The organism is Oerskovia flava, from assembly GCF_026163685.1.
Lineage (GTDB): Bacteria > Actinomycetota > Actinomycetes > Actinomycetales > Cellulomonadaceae > Oerskovia_A > Oerskovia_A flava.
On the sequence record NZ_JAOXSR010000001.1, the window covers coordinates 33,393 to 47,436 of the forward strand.

A 14,044-nucleotide genomic window follows, 5' to 3' on the forward strand; every position below is an offset into this window, starting at 1 on the left:
GGATCTGATCCTGTTCGGGAGGTGCGGGTGGGCTACGGCGTGGGGACGGCGTCGAACACGGCGTCGACCAGCTGCTCGGGCGCGACGTTGTTCGCCAGCGCGTCGAACGTGCGCACCAGGCGGTGGCGCAGCACCGAGTACCGCACTGCCTTGACGTCGTCCGGGACGACGAACCCGCGCCCGGCCTGGACCGCCAGCGCCTGCGCCACGCGCATGAGGGCGATGCCACCACGCGGGCTCGCGCCGACCCGCACCTGCTGGTCGAGCCCGGCCACGGGGCGCGGACCCGAGAACCGGGTCGTGTTGATGAGGTCGACGATGTATCGCTTGATCGAGTCGTCGACGTACACGTCGTCGACCAGGCCGCGCAGGAACCGCACGTCGTCGAGCGTGATGGGCTGCGCGGTGATCGGGTCCGTCATCTGCCCCGTCGCGATGCGCTGCAGGATCTCCAGCTCTTCCTGCGGCTGCGGGTAGGTCAGCACCTCCTTCATGAGGAAGCGGTCCATCTGCGCCTCGGGCAGGACGTACGTGCCCTCCTCCTCGATGGGGTTCTGCGTCGCGAGGACCATAAAGGGGTCGGGCAGCTTGTACTCCTCGCCACCGATCGACGTCTGCTTCTCCTGCATCGCCTCGAGCATCGCGGACTGCGTCTTCGCGGACGACCGGTTGATCTCGTCGAGGAGCACGAGGTTCGCGTGCACCGGGCCGAGCTGCGTCGTGAACTCGCCGCTCGCGTAGTTGAAGATCTGCGTGCCGACGATGTCGTTCGGCATGAGGTCCGGCGTGCACTGGATGCGGTGGAACGAGCCGTTCACCGCGTCCGCGAGCGTCTGTGCCGCGGTCGTCTTCGCCAGGCCCGGGACCGACTCGAGCAGGATGTGGCCGCCCGCCAGCAGCGAGCTCACGAGCGCCGTGCGCAGCGCCTCCTGGCCCACGAGGCGCTGGTCGAACACCTGACCGACCCGCTTGAGCAGATGCCCCGCGCGGTCGAGGTCCGACGTGCTGATCCTGCCGTGCCCTGCGGCCATTGAGTCGTCCTTCTGGAGGTCGTACCGGTGGAGGTCGCGCACGAGGGAGCCCCCGGCGAACCCGGCCCAGTATGCCAGCGGCCGCCGCGCAGGGCCGGACGGGCGCATGTGGCTTTCCCGGATAGGCCGCGCCCCGCACGAGCCCTACCCTGGACGGGTGACCCCCACGGCCCGGACGAGCAAGATCCCGACGAGCGCGGCGGACACGACCCGCAACCCGTGGTGGCTGATCCTCGCGGGCCCGGTCGCCGTCGTCGTCGCGGTCCTCGCCGTGCTCGCCGCGGGGAGCTTCTCCGGCGCGTTCGCGCCGCTGACCGGGTTCCCGGACCCCGGGGTGGCGGTGCGCTGGGGCCTGCCCGTGTCGACGGTCCTCACCGAGCTCGCTGTCGCGGTGACCCTCGGCGCGCTCGTGCTGGCCGCGTGCGTCTTCCCGGCCGGTCGACCCTTGCAGCGTTCGCTGGGTGTCGCCGGGGTCGCCGCCGGGGCGTGGGCCGTCCTCACCGTGGTCCAGCTCGTGCTGCGGTACTCCAGCATCTCCACGACACCCGTCACGGCACCGGGTTTCGGCGCGCAGCTCGGCCAGTTCGTCTCGGAGGTCCCGCTCGGGCGCACCCTCCTCGCGATCACGATCGTCGCGGCGTCGACCTCCGCGATCGCCCTCGCGGTGCGCAGCGCCACCGGAGCGCTGTGGACGGCCGGGCTCGCGCTCGTCGCCATCGCGCTGCAGTCGAACACCGGGCACGCCGCGGGGTCCGCCAGCCACGAGCTCGCGATCTCCTCGATGTTCCTCCACCTCGGCGGCGCGGCCTTGTGGATCGGGGGGCTCGCGGTGCTCGCGGTCGTCCGGGTGCGGGGCGGGCTCGACCGGCAGGCCTTCGCGGACTCCGTCGCGCGGTACTCGCCCATCGCAGGCTGGAGCTTCGTCGCCGTCGGGGTGTCCGGCGTCGTCAACGCGTGGATCCGCGTCGGCGGCCTCGACGGGCTCGGGACCGACTACGGCATCCTCATCCTCACCAAGATCGCGCTCATCACCGTCCTCGGGGTCATCGGCTTCGCCCACCGCGAGCTGGTCGTGCGGCGGCTCCTCACCGGCGCCGCTGCGGCCGGGGCGGAGGCGAAGGACCGGACCGGCTGGCTCTTCTGGCGTCTCGTCGCGGTCGAGCTCTCCGTCATGGGCGCCGTGTCCGGCGTGGCGGTCGCGCTCGGCTCGACGGCGCCCCCGATCCCGGACGCGCCGATCACCGACGCGACGCCCGCCGAGATCGTCACGGGCCACCCGCTCCCGGTCGAGCTGACGGCGGCCGAGTGGTTCACGCAGTGGCGCTGGGACCTGCTGCCCGCGTTCGCGTGCGTCGCGGCGCTCGTGGTCTACCTGCGCTGGGCGAGGCGCCTCGCCCAGCGCGGCGACGCGTGGCCCGTGCTGCGCACCGTCTCCTGGTGCACGGGCATCGCCATCATGTTCTGGGTGACGTCCGGCGGGCCCGCGATGTACGGGCACGTGCTGTTCAGCGCCCACATGGTCCAGCACATGATCCTCGCGATGGTGGTGCCGGTGTTCCTCGTGCTCGCCGCGCCCGTCACGCTGCTCGTGCGCGCGGTGCCCGGTCGTCGCGACGGCTCGCGCGGGCCGCGCGAGTGGGTGCTCGCCGTCGTCACGTCGAAGGTCGGGCAGTTCTTCGCCAACCCGCTCGTCGCCGCGATGAACTTCGCCGGCTCGATGATCGTCTTCTACTACACGCCCGCGTTCGAGCTGTCGCTCACGACGTACGTCGGGCACCTCGCGATGATCCTGCACTTCACGCTGGCGGGGTACCTGTTCGCGAACGCGCTCGTGGGCATCGACCCCGGACCGCACCGCCCCGGCTACCCGCAACGCCTGCTCCTGCTCTTCGCGACGATGGCGTTCCACGCGTTCTTCGGCGTCGCGCTGGTCTCCGGCGAGGCGTTGCTCGTCCCCGAGTGGTTCGGGCTCCTCGGCCGTGAGTGGGGCCCGACCGCCATCGAGGACCAGCAGCGCGGCGGAGCCGTGGCCTGGGGCGTCGGCGAGCTGCCCACGCTCGTCCTCGCGATCGTCGTCGCGATCAGCTGGACCCGGTCCGACGAACGGGACGCCCGCCGCCGCGACCGCCAGGCGGACCGTGACGGCGACGCCGAGCTCGGCGAGTACAACGCCATGCTCGCCAAGATGGCGGCGAACGACACCCAGCCCCCCGCCCCCCGCTCCCGCCGCCGCTGACGCCCCCGCCGCTGCAACTCCTTCCGCCGAACACGACCTTGCTGCTGTCTTGAGCGTCATCGCGACATCAGGGTCGTGCTCGACGGCGAGTAGGCGCCTGTTCGGAGCAGGTGGCGGCGGACGACCGTCGTCATGCGGCCCCTCGTCGCCGGCCCGGCCCGGCGTGACGTGCCCAGACCCGGACCCAGACCTGGCCCGGCTGCGAGGTCGCGGCCGGTGAAGCGGAGGAGGTCGACGGCGCCGCAGCCGACGAGGTCGTTCTGCCGTTCGCGGTCCCGCAGCAGCGCCCCGGGCTCGCTGTGCACGTCCACACCGTCCATCTCGGCGATGAGCCAGCGGTCGCCGGGCAGACGCCAACCGATGTCGCCGCGCCCGAGGAACCGCCCGTCGTCGTGCACCTGGACCTGCAGGGCGTCGGGCGGGATCCCGGCGTCCGCGCACTCCAGCCGTCCGAACGTCTCGAGCGGGGACTCGGCGCGGCCGTCGGAGAGCGCCCACCACGAGTGCGTGCGGGCGACCCCACGGCGGCCGCGGGCGAGGTCGTGCGCGCGGGCGAGCCCGTCGGCGTCGAGCAGGCCGAGGTGCTGCGCGCTGTCCATCACCGCGACGGCTCGCCGCCGTCTCATCTCCGGGACCGCCTGCGCGAGGGCCCAGCAGGGGGTCGCGACCAACCGCCCGCCGACGCGGGTGACCGTCATCCCGTCGTCGAACTGCCGCAGCGCGATGCCGTCGCGCGACACGGACGCGCGGGCACCGGGCAGCGCGACCTGTGGGACGACGTCGGCTCCCACGCCTTGGATCCCCAGCAGCACCAGGGCGCACGGCCCGACGGCGATCGCGTCCGGACCGTAGGCGAGGAGAGCCAACCAGGCGGCGCGGGTCCGCCGGTGGTCGTGCGCGGTGGTCAGGTCGCGGCCGGGTGGGGTGGCGCCGACAGGTGGGGTCGTGTCGAAGACGCCGCGCGTGGGTCTCGACCAGCGGCGCTGCGCCACGAGTCGGCCCCGCCGGTGAGCGGTGACGCCGTGGGCGTCGCACTGTGCGGCGTCGACCAGCCCGGCCTGCCGGGACGCGACGTCGAGCAGCTCGGCGGGCACAGCGGTGAGGGTGCGCATGAGGCGAGTCGAGCAGGTTCTCCACCACCGCCGTCGGTCAACGACGCCCGTCTGTGGACGCACCGCCGCCGCGCGGCCCTGTGCACAACTCGCGCCGATGCCGCCGCCGGTCCCCGCCCGCCACCGAACACGCACCTACACGCCGTCGACCACGACGTTGCTGCCGTTCTCGCGCCGAGAACGACAGCAACCTCGTGTTCGGCGGGAGGGGGGTGGGGGCTGGGCGTGGTATGACGGTTCGGTGACTTCTGATGCGTCGGCTCCGGCGCCCACACCTGTGTCCCCACCGGCCGCCACAGCGTTCGGTGACCTCGACGAGTACGTCGCCATCCCGCGCGCGGCGGGCCTGGTCCTGTCGCGCGACGGTCGGCGGCTCGTCACGTCGGTCGCGACGCTCGACGCGAAGCGCACGGCGTACGTCACGGCGCTGTGGGAGGTGGACCCGGCCGGTGAGCGGCCGGCGCGCCGCCTGACGCGCAGTGCGGCGGGGGAGTCGAGCGCGGTCTTCACGGCGGAGGGCGACCTGCTGTTCACCTCCGCGCGGCCCGACCCCGACGGTGAGGGCAAGGACGGCGACGACCGCAAGCCGGCGCTGTGGCTCCTGCCGGCGGAGGGCGGCGAGGCCCGTGTCGTGGCGACGGCCCCGGGCGGGGTGGGCGCGCCGCTCGCGGCTGCGGCGGCCCCGGTCGTCTCGGTCGCGGCCGACGTGCTGCCGAGCGCCCGCGACCTCGAGCACGACGCCGAGCTGCGCGCCGCGCGCCGGGACGGCAAGGTGTCGGCGATCCTGCACACGGGGTACCCCGTGCGGCACTGGGACCACGACCTCGGCCCGACGGAGCCGCACCGGTTCGTCGCCGACCTGACCACGCTCGTCGACACCCCGGCCGAGCCCACCTCTGCCGAGCCCACGGACCCCACGCGGCTCCTCGACCTGCGCGACGTGTCCGTCGGCCCCGACGCCGCGACCACACCCGGCGCCGCGCTGCGTGAGCACGCGGCCGACCTGTCGCCCGACGGCACGACCCTCGTCACGACCTGGCAGGTCGCCGGCCCCGGCGCGACGATGCGCACCGTCCTCGTCGCGATCGACACGGCGACGGGCGAGCGGCGCACGCTCGTGGACGAGCACGGCGCCCAGGTGCACACCCCGGTGATCTCGCCCGACGGGCAGTGGGTCGTGTTCCTCCGCGAGACCCTGACGACGCCGCAGCAGGCGCCGAAGGAGTGCCTCGCGTTCGTACCCCTGTTCCCCGCGTCGTCCGTGCCCACCCCCGCCGACGCCGCGGACCCCGAGGACGGCGACGCCACGCACCACCTGCTGCCGCGGACGCTCACGTCCCGCTGGGACCGGTGGCCGACGTCGGCCCGCTGGCTCCCGGACGGCTCGGGCCTGCTCGTCACGGCGGACGACGACGGCCGCGGGCCGGTCTTCCACGTCGCGTTCTCGCCGGACGGGTCGGGCCCGCACGGGACGGTCGAGAAGGTCACGTCGGACGCCGCGGTCTTCACGGACGTGCGGGTCGCGCCGGACGGCTCGGCGGCGTACGCGCTGCGGGTGAGCTACCTGGAGCCGTCCAACCCGGTGCGGATCGACGTCGCGCAGTTCCTCGCGAGCGGCGAGCCGGGTGCGCGCACGCCGGTGGCGGCGACCGCGCTGCGCGGCCCGGTCGCGACCCCGGACCTGCCGGGGACCCTCGTCGAGGTGGCGACGGCCGCGAGCGGCGACGTGCGCGTGCGCGGGTGGCTCGCGCTGCCGCACGGCGCGAGCGCCGAGGACCCGGCGCCGCTGCTGCTGTGGATCCACGGCGGGCCGCTCAACTCGTGGAACGCGTGGAGCTGGCGTTGGAACCCGTGGTTGATGGTGGCGCGCGGGTACGCGGTGCTGCTGCCGGACCCGGCGCTGTCGACCGGGTACGGCCAGGACTTCGTGCAGCGCGGGTGGGGTGCGTGGGGCGGTGCCCCGTACACGGACCTCATGGCGATCACCGACCACGTCGAGGCGCTCCCGGAGGTCGACGAGACCCGGACGGCTGCCATGGGCGGGTCCTTCGGCGGGTACATGGCGAACTGGGTCGCGGGCCACACGGATCGCTTCTCCGCGATCGTCACGCACGCGAGCCTGTGGGCGCTGGACCAGTTCGGCCCGACGACGGACCACTCCTACTACTGGCAGCGCGAGATGACGCCTGAGATGGCGCTCGCGAACTCGCCGCACCGGTTCGTGCGGAACATCGTCACGCCGATGCTCGTGGTCCACGGCGACAAGGACTACCGCGTGCCGATCGGGGAGGGTCTGCGCCTCTGGTACGAGCTGTTGTCCGCCTCAGGGCTGCCCGCAGGACCCGACGGCCAGACCGCGCACCGCTTCCTGTACTACCCGGACGAGAACCACTGGGTGTTGAGCCCGCAGAACGCGAAGGTCTGGTACCAGGTGGTGCTCGCGTTCCTGGCGGAGCACGTGCTCGGCCAGGAGCCGGGCGAGGGGGACGCGGCGCTGCCGTCGACCCTCGGCTGAGCGCGCTCGCCGACCTGGCCCGCGTCCCCGGTGGGGGGCGGGTCAGGTCTGCAGGCCGCCGCGCACGATCGAGTCGCCCGAGTGCGTCGGGTCGCCGTCGAAGTGCTCGTGCGAGACGTCGACGAGCGAGTAGCGGTCGAGGTCGAGCCCGGTCGGGACGTCGAACCGGCCCTCGGTGCCCTCGAGCACGCCGAGGCTGACGAGCCCGCTGAGGTCGTCCGCGATGAGCCACACCTCGCGGTACCCGTCGACGGCCCCGTCCGGCGCGGTGGGGGCGTCGACGCTGACCACGACCTGGCGTGTGCCGTCGGCGGTCTCCTCGACCCGGGCGTCGCCGGCCGCATCGGGCCAGTCGGGCAGCGCGTCGAGCGCGGCCGTGGCGAGGGTCGTCACGGAGGGTGCGGTCTCGCGAGACTCCCACAGGACCCCGCCGGTGACGCCGACGACGAGCGCCGCGCTCGCGGCGGCAGCCGTCCAGGCCACGGGCACCGCGCGTGCCCGACGGCGGTCGGCCAGCGAGTGCACCGTCCCACCCTGCACCTCGGGCTCAGCGGGCTCAGCCGGTCCAGCGGGCAGGGGTGCGGTGGGCTCGACCTCGTCGAGCCGGGCGACCGCGTCGCTCAGACCGAGCTCGGCGTGCACCCGCTCCCAGACGGCGGGTACGGGCGCGACGAGCGGCTCGGCGTGGCCGCTCTCGCGGCCGGTCCGCGCGACGTGGCCGAGCTCGGCGACCTCACCGGCGCACTGCGGGCAGGTGGAGGCGTGGGCGAGCTCGGCGTCGCTCGCGACCTCGGCGGGTTCCTCGCCGAGAGCGAGGAGCGCGAGGATCTCTGGATCAACGTGCTGCACCGTCCACCTCCAATCGTGTGCGCAGCCGGCTGAGACTTCGCCGGACGTGACTCTTGACCGTCCCGAGCGGGAGCGAGAGCTCCTCCGCGATCTGCACGTGCGTCAGGTCGCGGTAGAACGCCAGCTCCAGGATCGTCCTCCCCGGGTCCCCGAGGCGGCCCAGCTCGTCCGCGATGAGGACACGGTCGGTGATGTTCCCGGCCACCGTGTCCGTCGTCTCCTGGTGAGGGTTCGTCGCGACGAGCGTCGCGGCTTGCTCCGACCGCCGAGCACGTGTGCGGGCCTCGTGGGCGTCCGCGATGGTGTTGCGGGCGATGCCCATGATCCAGGTGGGCAGCTTCGCGCGGTCGGGGTCGAAGCGTTCCCGGCCGCGCCAGGCGGCGACGAACACCTGCTGGGTGACGTCCTCGGCGTCGGAGCGGGAGCCGAGGGAGCGCATCGCGACCGTGTGCACGAGCGCCGACCACCGCCGGTAGGCGGTCGCGAGCGCGGTCTCGTCGCCCGCCGCGAAGGCGGCGCCGAGCTCGCCGACGTCGCGGTCCGCCCCGTCGGGACCGGTCACGTGCGCTCCTTCGCGTGTCCTGCGTGCTGCTGGTCAGATCGTCCAGTCGAGGGTAGCGCCCGAATCACTGCGCGGGTACCGCCGTGACCACGACGTTGTCCGCATAGTGTCCGGCTCGCTGGTCGAAGGTGCCACCGCAGGTCACCAGGACGAGCCGGGGGTCGCCGGCGCGGTCGAACACCGCGTCGAGCTGGACCTCGTCCTTGGGGATGCGTTCCACACCGTCCACTGTGTAGTTGTGGGTCGTGCCGTCCGCGTCGGTCACCGTCACCTCGGTGCCGGTCTCGACCTCCAGGAGGGCCGCGAACGGCCCGAGCCCTCCGCTGCGGGTGTCGACGTGCGCGGCGACGACGGTCGTACCCGCCGGGCTGGCGGGTGCTGGTCCGAACTCGTACCAGCCGGCGCGCTCACCGGTCGGCGGTAGCTCCATGGTCCCGTCGTCCTCGATCCCCACGCGGTCGACGGTCATGTCGATGTCGAGTGCGCTGATGACGAGCCGTTCGGGGGCCGGCGGTGCCGCCGGCGCCTGGTCGGTCGCGGGCCGGACCGGCACGTCGGGCAGGTCGGCTGCCGCGTCGGCGGGTCCGGCGTCGGGGTCCGGTGCACCGTCGTCGGCCGGTTCCTGCGCCTCGCCCGTGGCGGGTGCGGAGGCCACGGGCGGGGCGCCGTCGGGCACGTCGGTCGGTCCTGCGCACGCGGCGGCGAGCAGGACCAGCGAGACGAGGGCAGCGAGCCCGGCGCGGGTGGCCATGACGGGGGACCGGTGCGCCGGACTCGCTGCGTCCAGGGGAGTTCTCCTCATGCGGGTCGGTCGACTCCTCAGCGGACCTGCTGGGCCGACCGCTCACGGGCGGCGCGGGCGAGCATCACGCCGGCCGTACCGATGAACAGCGCCACGAGGCCGCCACCGAAGGCGAGCATCCACGGGGCCTGCGAGGAGCTGGTCGCCGCGAGGCCGACCTCACCGGCGGGGACGCCGGACGGGGACGAGTGCAGACCGTCGATGGTCTGCGTGGCGAGCGCCAGGTTGTCGTCCTCGAGGCTGCCCCACGCGTACGCGATGGTGTTGACACCCTCGGCCACGTTCACGTCGGCCGGGCCGATGACGGGGTCGGTGGTCCCGGCTGCGGCGACCGCGGCGGACACGGTCCCGGCGGGCAGGTCGAGGACCTCCTCGTCAGGGTTCTCGAGGCCCTCGATGACGGGGGAGTCACCGGCGAGCACGTCGACGGCGGGCGCGGCTGCGACGTGGCGCACCGTGAGCCTGCCCTCTCCCGCGGCGGTCTGCGAGGTGTCGTTCGTGAAGAGGGTCGCCGTCGGCTCGCCGTCGGCGTTGAGGTGCGCGACGGCGGTGTAGTTGCCGCCCGCGTCCAGCGGGAGGTCGACGGGGCCGATCGCCGGCTCGCTGTCGTCCTCGGCGTCCGCGGCGGTGATCGCCACGGAGTACGTCCCGGCGGGCAGGTCGAGCGGGCCGGCGAGGTCACCGGGCTCGAAGTCGTCCAGCGTGAGCTCGCCGTCGACGTAGACGTCGACGGTCAGGTCGGGGACGCCGTGCAGGACGGACAGCTGCGCGCCGTCCTCCGTGTCGGCGGCAGCCGTGCCGGCGAGGCCGCCGAGCGCGGCCAGGGTGAGTGCGGCCGTGCCGGCGATGGCGCCGGCCGTGCGGTGTCGCGTGACCATGAGTGTCTCCAGGAGTCTGTCGGTCGTCCGTGATCGAACGAGAACTACGTGTGGAGCTGCTGACATCCACTACTTCTCCCGCGGGACGCGATCCGGATGCACCGGTCCGAGACTTTTTTCGACGGACCGTCGTCGGGGGGGGGGGGGGGGGCGGCCCGGGGTGGTCGGCATCCACCCAGGGACTGATGCACACGGTCGGGGGCGGGCGCTACCTTCAGCGCATGACGACGACCGCAGAGCCTCCGGTGGACCCGACACCGCAGGTCAACGCGCCACCCGCACCGCCGGCACCGACCGTGGAGCCGACCGTCGCGCCGACCGCACCGGCCATCCCGGCGCCCGGGGGCCGTCGGCCGCGGCTGGTGGGCATCGACCTGGCGCGCGGGCTCGCGATCATCGGCATGTTCGGGGCGCACACGCTCTCCACCGCGGAGCTCGGCTGGGACCCGACCACGTGGGCGGGCGTGGTGCACGGGCGGTCGTCCATCCTCTTCGCGACGCTCGCGGGCATCTCGTTGGCCCTGATGTCCGGCGGTCGCCGGCCGCTCGGCGGTGCGGAGATGCGGGACGCTCGCACGCGCGTGCTCGTGCGGGCGGCCCTGATCTTCGCGCTCGGTTCCGTCCTCGCCCTGTTCGGCTCGGTCGCCGTCATCCTCGAGGTGTACGCCGTCCTGCTGGTGGTCGCGCTGCCGTTCCTGCGCTGGTCCCCGCGCCGGCTGTTCGTGCTCGCGGGGATCCTCGCGGTCGTCGGGCCGGTCGCACGGCTGCTCGTCAGCGACGCGCTCCTGTGGTGGGGCGCGTACCCGAGCGGCTTCCTCGACCTCGCCCTCACGAGCACGTACCCCGGCCTCGTGTGGATCGCGTTCGTGCTGCTCGGTCTCGGGGTGGGGCGACTCGACCTGACGAGCAGGGTCGTGCGCACACGGCTCGTCGTGGTCGGACTGCTGCTCGCGGTGGCGGGCTACGCCGGGGGCTGGGCCTCGACGCGAGCGGCCGGGCTCGAGTCGGCGGGGTACGGGTACTCGTCGTCGAGCTCCTTCGAGAGCGACCTCTCCGGCTCGGGCTCGGACGTCCTGGACGAGGGTGTGCCGGGTGACACGATCGACCTGTCCGGCAGCACCTGCTATCCCGACGGCGACGGGTTCGTCTACTGCGAGCCGTCCGGGTGGGCGGACTCCACCGGGGACCTCTCCGACGACGAGTGGTACGACGAAGGGACGGCGTTCACCACGGACCTCACGGGGCTGGTCGGTGCCGAGCCGCACACCGGGACGCCGTTCGAGGTCGTCGGGTCCTCGGGGATCGCACTCCTCGTCATCGGCCTGTGCCTGCTCGCCCCCCGCCCGGTGCGCCGTGTGCTGTACCCGGTGGCCGCCGCGGGCACGATGGCCCTGACCCTGTACTCGCTGCACGTCGTCGCCCTGGCGTTCGGGGGCTCGTGGTTCGCCGACAGGCCTACCCTCTTCTTCGCGACGCTGGTCGCCGGGGCGCTGGTCTTCGCGGTCGTCTGGCGGCGACTGCTCGGCCAAGGGCCGCTGGAGCGGGTCGTGTCGACCGTGTCCCGCCGCGCCGCGACGGTGTCCGCGCCCCGGCCGCCGGCCCGTCGTGGGGCCGAGGCTGCGGAGTCCGCCGCGGGCGCCGGTGCAGACGAGGGTGCGGGCGAGCCTCAGGACAGCGCGGCGTCCGCGATCACGCCGGCGAGCTCGGCCGGCCGGGAGAACATCGGCCAGTGACCGGTCGGCAGGTCGACGTACGTGAGGTCGGTCAGCTCGCCGATCTCGGTGTGCAGGGGCGGGCCGGGGTTCGCGAGCTCGGCGAGGACCGCGGATGGCAGCGACGTGCAGATCGCCGTGGTGGGGACGGCGAGCCGCGCAGGGTCGGACACACGGACCGGCCCGCGGGCCACGGGGCCCGGTGTCGGCACCGCGCGCTCCCGGAAGCGGGCGAGCTGCGCGTCGTCGAGCCCGTCGGTGCTCGACCCCTCGTCGGCGAGCTCGCCCCAGGACGGTAGCGGGAGCTCGTCCGCGTCCGCGGGCAGCGCGGGGCGCAGCGCAGCGCCGTCGACGAGCGGGCCCGTGTCCACGTAGACGAGGCGTCGCACGCGGGTGGGGTCGCGGTCGACGACCTGCTGGACGACCGGCCCGCCGCCGCTGTGCCCGACGAGCACGACGTCGCCGTCGAGCCCGGCGACGAGGTCGGCCACGGCGTCGACGTGGTCGTCGCGGGTGACGCCTGCGCGGTCGTGCGCCGAGGCGGCCGGGTCGAGGCCGGGAAGGGTGACGGCGTGCGGGACGAGGCCGGCTGCCCGCAGGTGCGGGACGACGTCGTCCCACGCCCAGGCCCCGAGCCAGAAGCCGGGGACGAGGACGACGTGGACGGGTGCGGGGTGCGAGGAGGTGCTCTGCTGACTGGTCATGTCTCGACTCTCGCACCGCCCTGGTGACACCTGTCTGTCACCATTGTTCGACGACGGGTGCCGCACCTGCTGGACCGCCGGGAGGGGGAGGGTGTGAACAAGACAGAACGTCTCTACGCGATCGCGGAGGAGCTGCGCAGATCAGGGCGCACGGGCACCACCGGCCCGCGTCTCGCAGCGGCCCTCGAGGTGAGCGAGCGGACCATCAAGCGTGACGTCGCGGCCCTGCAGCAGGCCGGCCTGACCATCTGGGCGCAGGCGGGTCCGGGCGGCGGTTACGTGCTCGACCCGAGCGCGACGCTCCCGCCCGTGAACTTCACGCCAGGTCAGGCCGTCGCGGTGGCCGTCGCGCTCGCGACGCTGCCGCCAGGCAGCCCGTTCGCCGTCGACGCGCACGCCGCGCGGGGCAAGGTCTGGGACGCGCTCGCCGCGGGCGACCGCGAGCGCGCCACGGCGCTGGCGGCGCGCGTGTGGGTCCGTCGGTCGTCCGACGCCGCCGCGGACGCCGAACCCTCGGCGGACGCCGACGCGGTTCCGGAGGTGGGCGACGTCGTCGGGCGCGCACGGGTGCGGCTGCGCGTGCTGCGTGCTGTCGAGCAGTCGCTCGCCGGCTCGCGCGTGCTCGCCGTCCGGTACCGCGACAGCCGCGGCGAGGAGACGTCGCGCCGGGTCGAGCCAGTGATCCTCGCGCACACCGACGGCGCCTGGTACCTCGTGGGGTGGTGCCGGCTGCGCGAGGGGATGCGGTGGTTCCGCCTCTCCCGCGTGGTGCGCGCCGACGTCACGGGGGAGACCTACGCGCCGCGCCCGGTCGAGGAGGTCGGGGAGCCGCCCGCCGGCGCGGCGTCCGTGCGCTGACGGCGCTCGGGGCGGTTCAGCCGGTCCGGCCGTCGCGGTCCGGCGGCTCGAGTGGCTCGACGAGTCGGCTCACCAGGGTCGGGAGCCACGTGCTCTCCCGGGTGCGACGAGCCGCAGCGTCGCCGTCGGCCACGAGGAAGGACTCGTGCGCCGCCGCGGTGTACGCGCTGACGAGCAGCCGCGTCGCGTCGTCGCGGTCGACGGCGAAGCGCAGGCCGATGCTCTCGAGGGTGCGTTCGAGGATCCCGGACACGTCGACGAGGAACCGGTGCTCCTGGGCCACGAAGCGGGCAGCCACCTGCGGGTCGCGCAGTGCGAGCAGCTCGAACTCTGCGCTCATGAGGTGCCAGCGGCGCTCGTCGCTGGGGTCCGCCATCACGGCCGTGATGACCTCCGCGACCATCGCGGGCTCGACGGCGCCGTCTCGCGCGGGCCGGCGCGGCAGGTGCTCGACGGCGCCCTCCAGGTTCGCGATCCGCTTGCGGGTCTCCCGGTCGGCCAGGGCGAGGAAGAGCTCTTCCTTGCTCGCGAAGTTCGAGTAGAACGCCCCGCGGGTGAATCCGGCGGCCTCGCAGACGGCCTCGATCGACGCCGCGTGGATCCCTTGCGCGGCGAACTCGTCGTACGCGGCGTCGAGCAGGCGCTCGCGGGTGCGCTCGCGTCGGGGTGAGACGGCTGGGTTGTCGAGGTCGGTGGTCACGGCAGACATGCTCCCACTGGTGGTCGAGGCTCGAGCGATGTCGAGGCTTGCGATGCACCAGCGTATCGGATACGTTCGCGTATCG

At 73.9% G+C, this 14,044-nt stretch carries 12 protein-coding genes; 4 read left to right on the forward strand and 8 right to left on the reverse strand.

Features of this window, described 5'->3' with window-relative positions; genetic code table 11:
- Window positions 1-32: 32 nt before the first annotated feature.
- A complete protein-coding gene (locus tag OHL10_RS00150) occupies window positions 33-1,031 on the reverse strand; it encodes an AAA family ATPase (RefSeq protein ID WP_265520127.1) in 999 nt (332 codons plus the stop codon).
- Window positions 1,032-1,188: 157 nt separating this feature from the next.
- On the opposite strand from OHL10_RS00150, the gene OHL10_RS00155 reads away from it, so the two are divergent.
- A complete protein-coding gene (locus OHL10_RS00155) occupies window positions 1,189-3,267 on the forward strand; it encodes a bifunctional copper resistance protein CopD/cytochrome c oxidase assembly protein (RefSeq protein WP_265520128.1) in 2,079 nt (692 codons plus the stop codon).
- Window positions 3,268-3,323: 56 nt separating this feature from the next.
- Here the strand turns inward: OHL10_RS00155 and OHL10_RS00160 are convergent, their stop codons facing one another.
- Window positions 3,324-4,379: a hypothetical protein gene (locus OHL10_RS00160; RefSeq protein WP_265520129.1), complete on the reverse strand. Its 1,056-nt coding sequence runs from the start codon at window positions 4,377-4,379 to the stop codon at window positions 3,324-3,326.
- A gap of 241 nt (window positions 4,380-4,620) precedes the next feature.
- Between OHL10_RS00160 and OHL10_RS00165 the strand changes: the two genes are divergently transcribed.
- On the forward strand, window positions 4,621-6,894 hold the full coding sequence (locus OHL10_RS00165; RefSeq protein ID WP_265520130.1) for a S9 family peptidase: 2,274 nt from the start codon (window positions 4,621-4,623) through the stop codon (window positions 6,892-6,894).
- Between the two features lie 42 nt (window positions 6,895-6,936).
- Here OHL10_RS00165 and OHL10_RS00170 read toward each other — a convergent pair whose 3' ends face one another.
- The 4 genes from OHL10_RS00170 to OHL10_RS00185 all read right to left on the reverse strand — a co-directional run bounded on the left by OHL10_RS00170 (window position 6,937) and on the right by OHL10_RS00185 (window position 9,985).
- A complete protein-coding gene (locus OHL10_RS00170) occupies window positions 6,937-7,743 on the reverse strand; it encodes an anti-sigma factor (RefSeq protein ID WP_265520131.1) in 807 nt (268 codons plus the stop codon).
- Window positions 7,730-8,305 (reverse strand): RNA polymerase sigma factor, encoded by a 576-nt coding sequence (locus OHL10_RS00175; protein ID WP_265520132.1) that lies wholly within the window; start codon window positions 8,303-8,305, stop codon window positions 7,730-7,732. The genes OHL10_RS00170 and OHL10_RS00175 overlap by 14 nt, the downstream gene beginning before the upstream one ends.
- A gap of 64 nt (window positions 8,306-8,369) precedes the next feature.
- Window positions 8,370-9,107 carry a class F sortase gene (locus OHL10_RS00180; RefSeq protein ID WP_265520133.1) on the reverse strand — a complete coding sequence of 246 codons (738 nt, stop codon included), beginning with the start codon at window positions 9,105-9,107 and terminating at the stop codon, window positions 8,370-8,372.
- A gap of 17 nt (window positions 9,108-9,124) precedes the next feature.
- On the reverse strand, window positions 9,125-9,985 hold the full coding sequence (locus tag OHL10_RS00185; protein WP_265520134.1) for a DUF4397 domain-containing protein: 861 nt from the start codon (window positions 9,983-9,985) through the stop codon (window positions 9,125-9,127).
- Between the two features lie 221 nt (window positions 9,986-10,206).
- Here OHL10_RS00185 and OHL10_RS00190 point away from each other — a divergent pair, with 221 nt between their 5' ends.
- Window positions 10,207-11,718, forward strand: a complete 1,512-nt coding sequence (locus tag OHL10_RS00190) for a heparan-alpha-glucosaminide N-acetyltransferase domain-containing protein (protein WP_265520135.1) — start codon at window positions 10,207-10,209, stop codon at window positions 11,716-11,718.
- On the opposite strand, the gene OHL10_RS00195 is transcribed toward OHL10_RS00190, so the two are convergent.
- Window positions 11,652-12,401: an alpha/beta fold hydrolase gene (locus OHL10_RS00195; RefSeq protein ID WP_265520136.1), complete on the reverse strand. Its 750-nt coding sequence runs from the start codon at window positions 12,399-12,401 to the stop codon at window positions 11,652-11,654. The genes OHL10_RS00190 and OHL10_RS00195 overlap by 67 nt on opposite strands.
- Before the next feature lie 93 nt (window positions 12,402-12,494).
- Between OHL10_RS00195 and OHL10_RS00200 the strand changes: the two genes are divergently transcribed.
- On the forward strand, window positions 12,495-13,259 hold the full coding sequence (locus OHL10_RS00200; RefSeq protein WP_265520137.1) for a helix-turn-helix transcriptional regulator: 765 nt from the start codon (window positions 12,495-12,497) through the stop codon (window positions 13,257-13,259).
- Between the two features lie 16 nt (window positions 13,260-13,275).
- Here OHL10_RS00200 and OHL10_RS00205 read toward each other — a convergent pair whose 3' ends face one another.
- On the reverse strand, window positions 13,276-13,959 hold the full coding sequence (locus OHL10_RS00205; RefSeq protein ID WP_265520138.1) for a TetR/AcrR family transcriptional regulator: 684 nt from the start codon (window positions 13,957-13,959) through the stop codon (window positions 13,276-13,278).
- Between the last annotated feature and the right edge of the window lie 85 nt (window positions 13,960-14,044).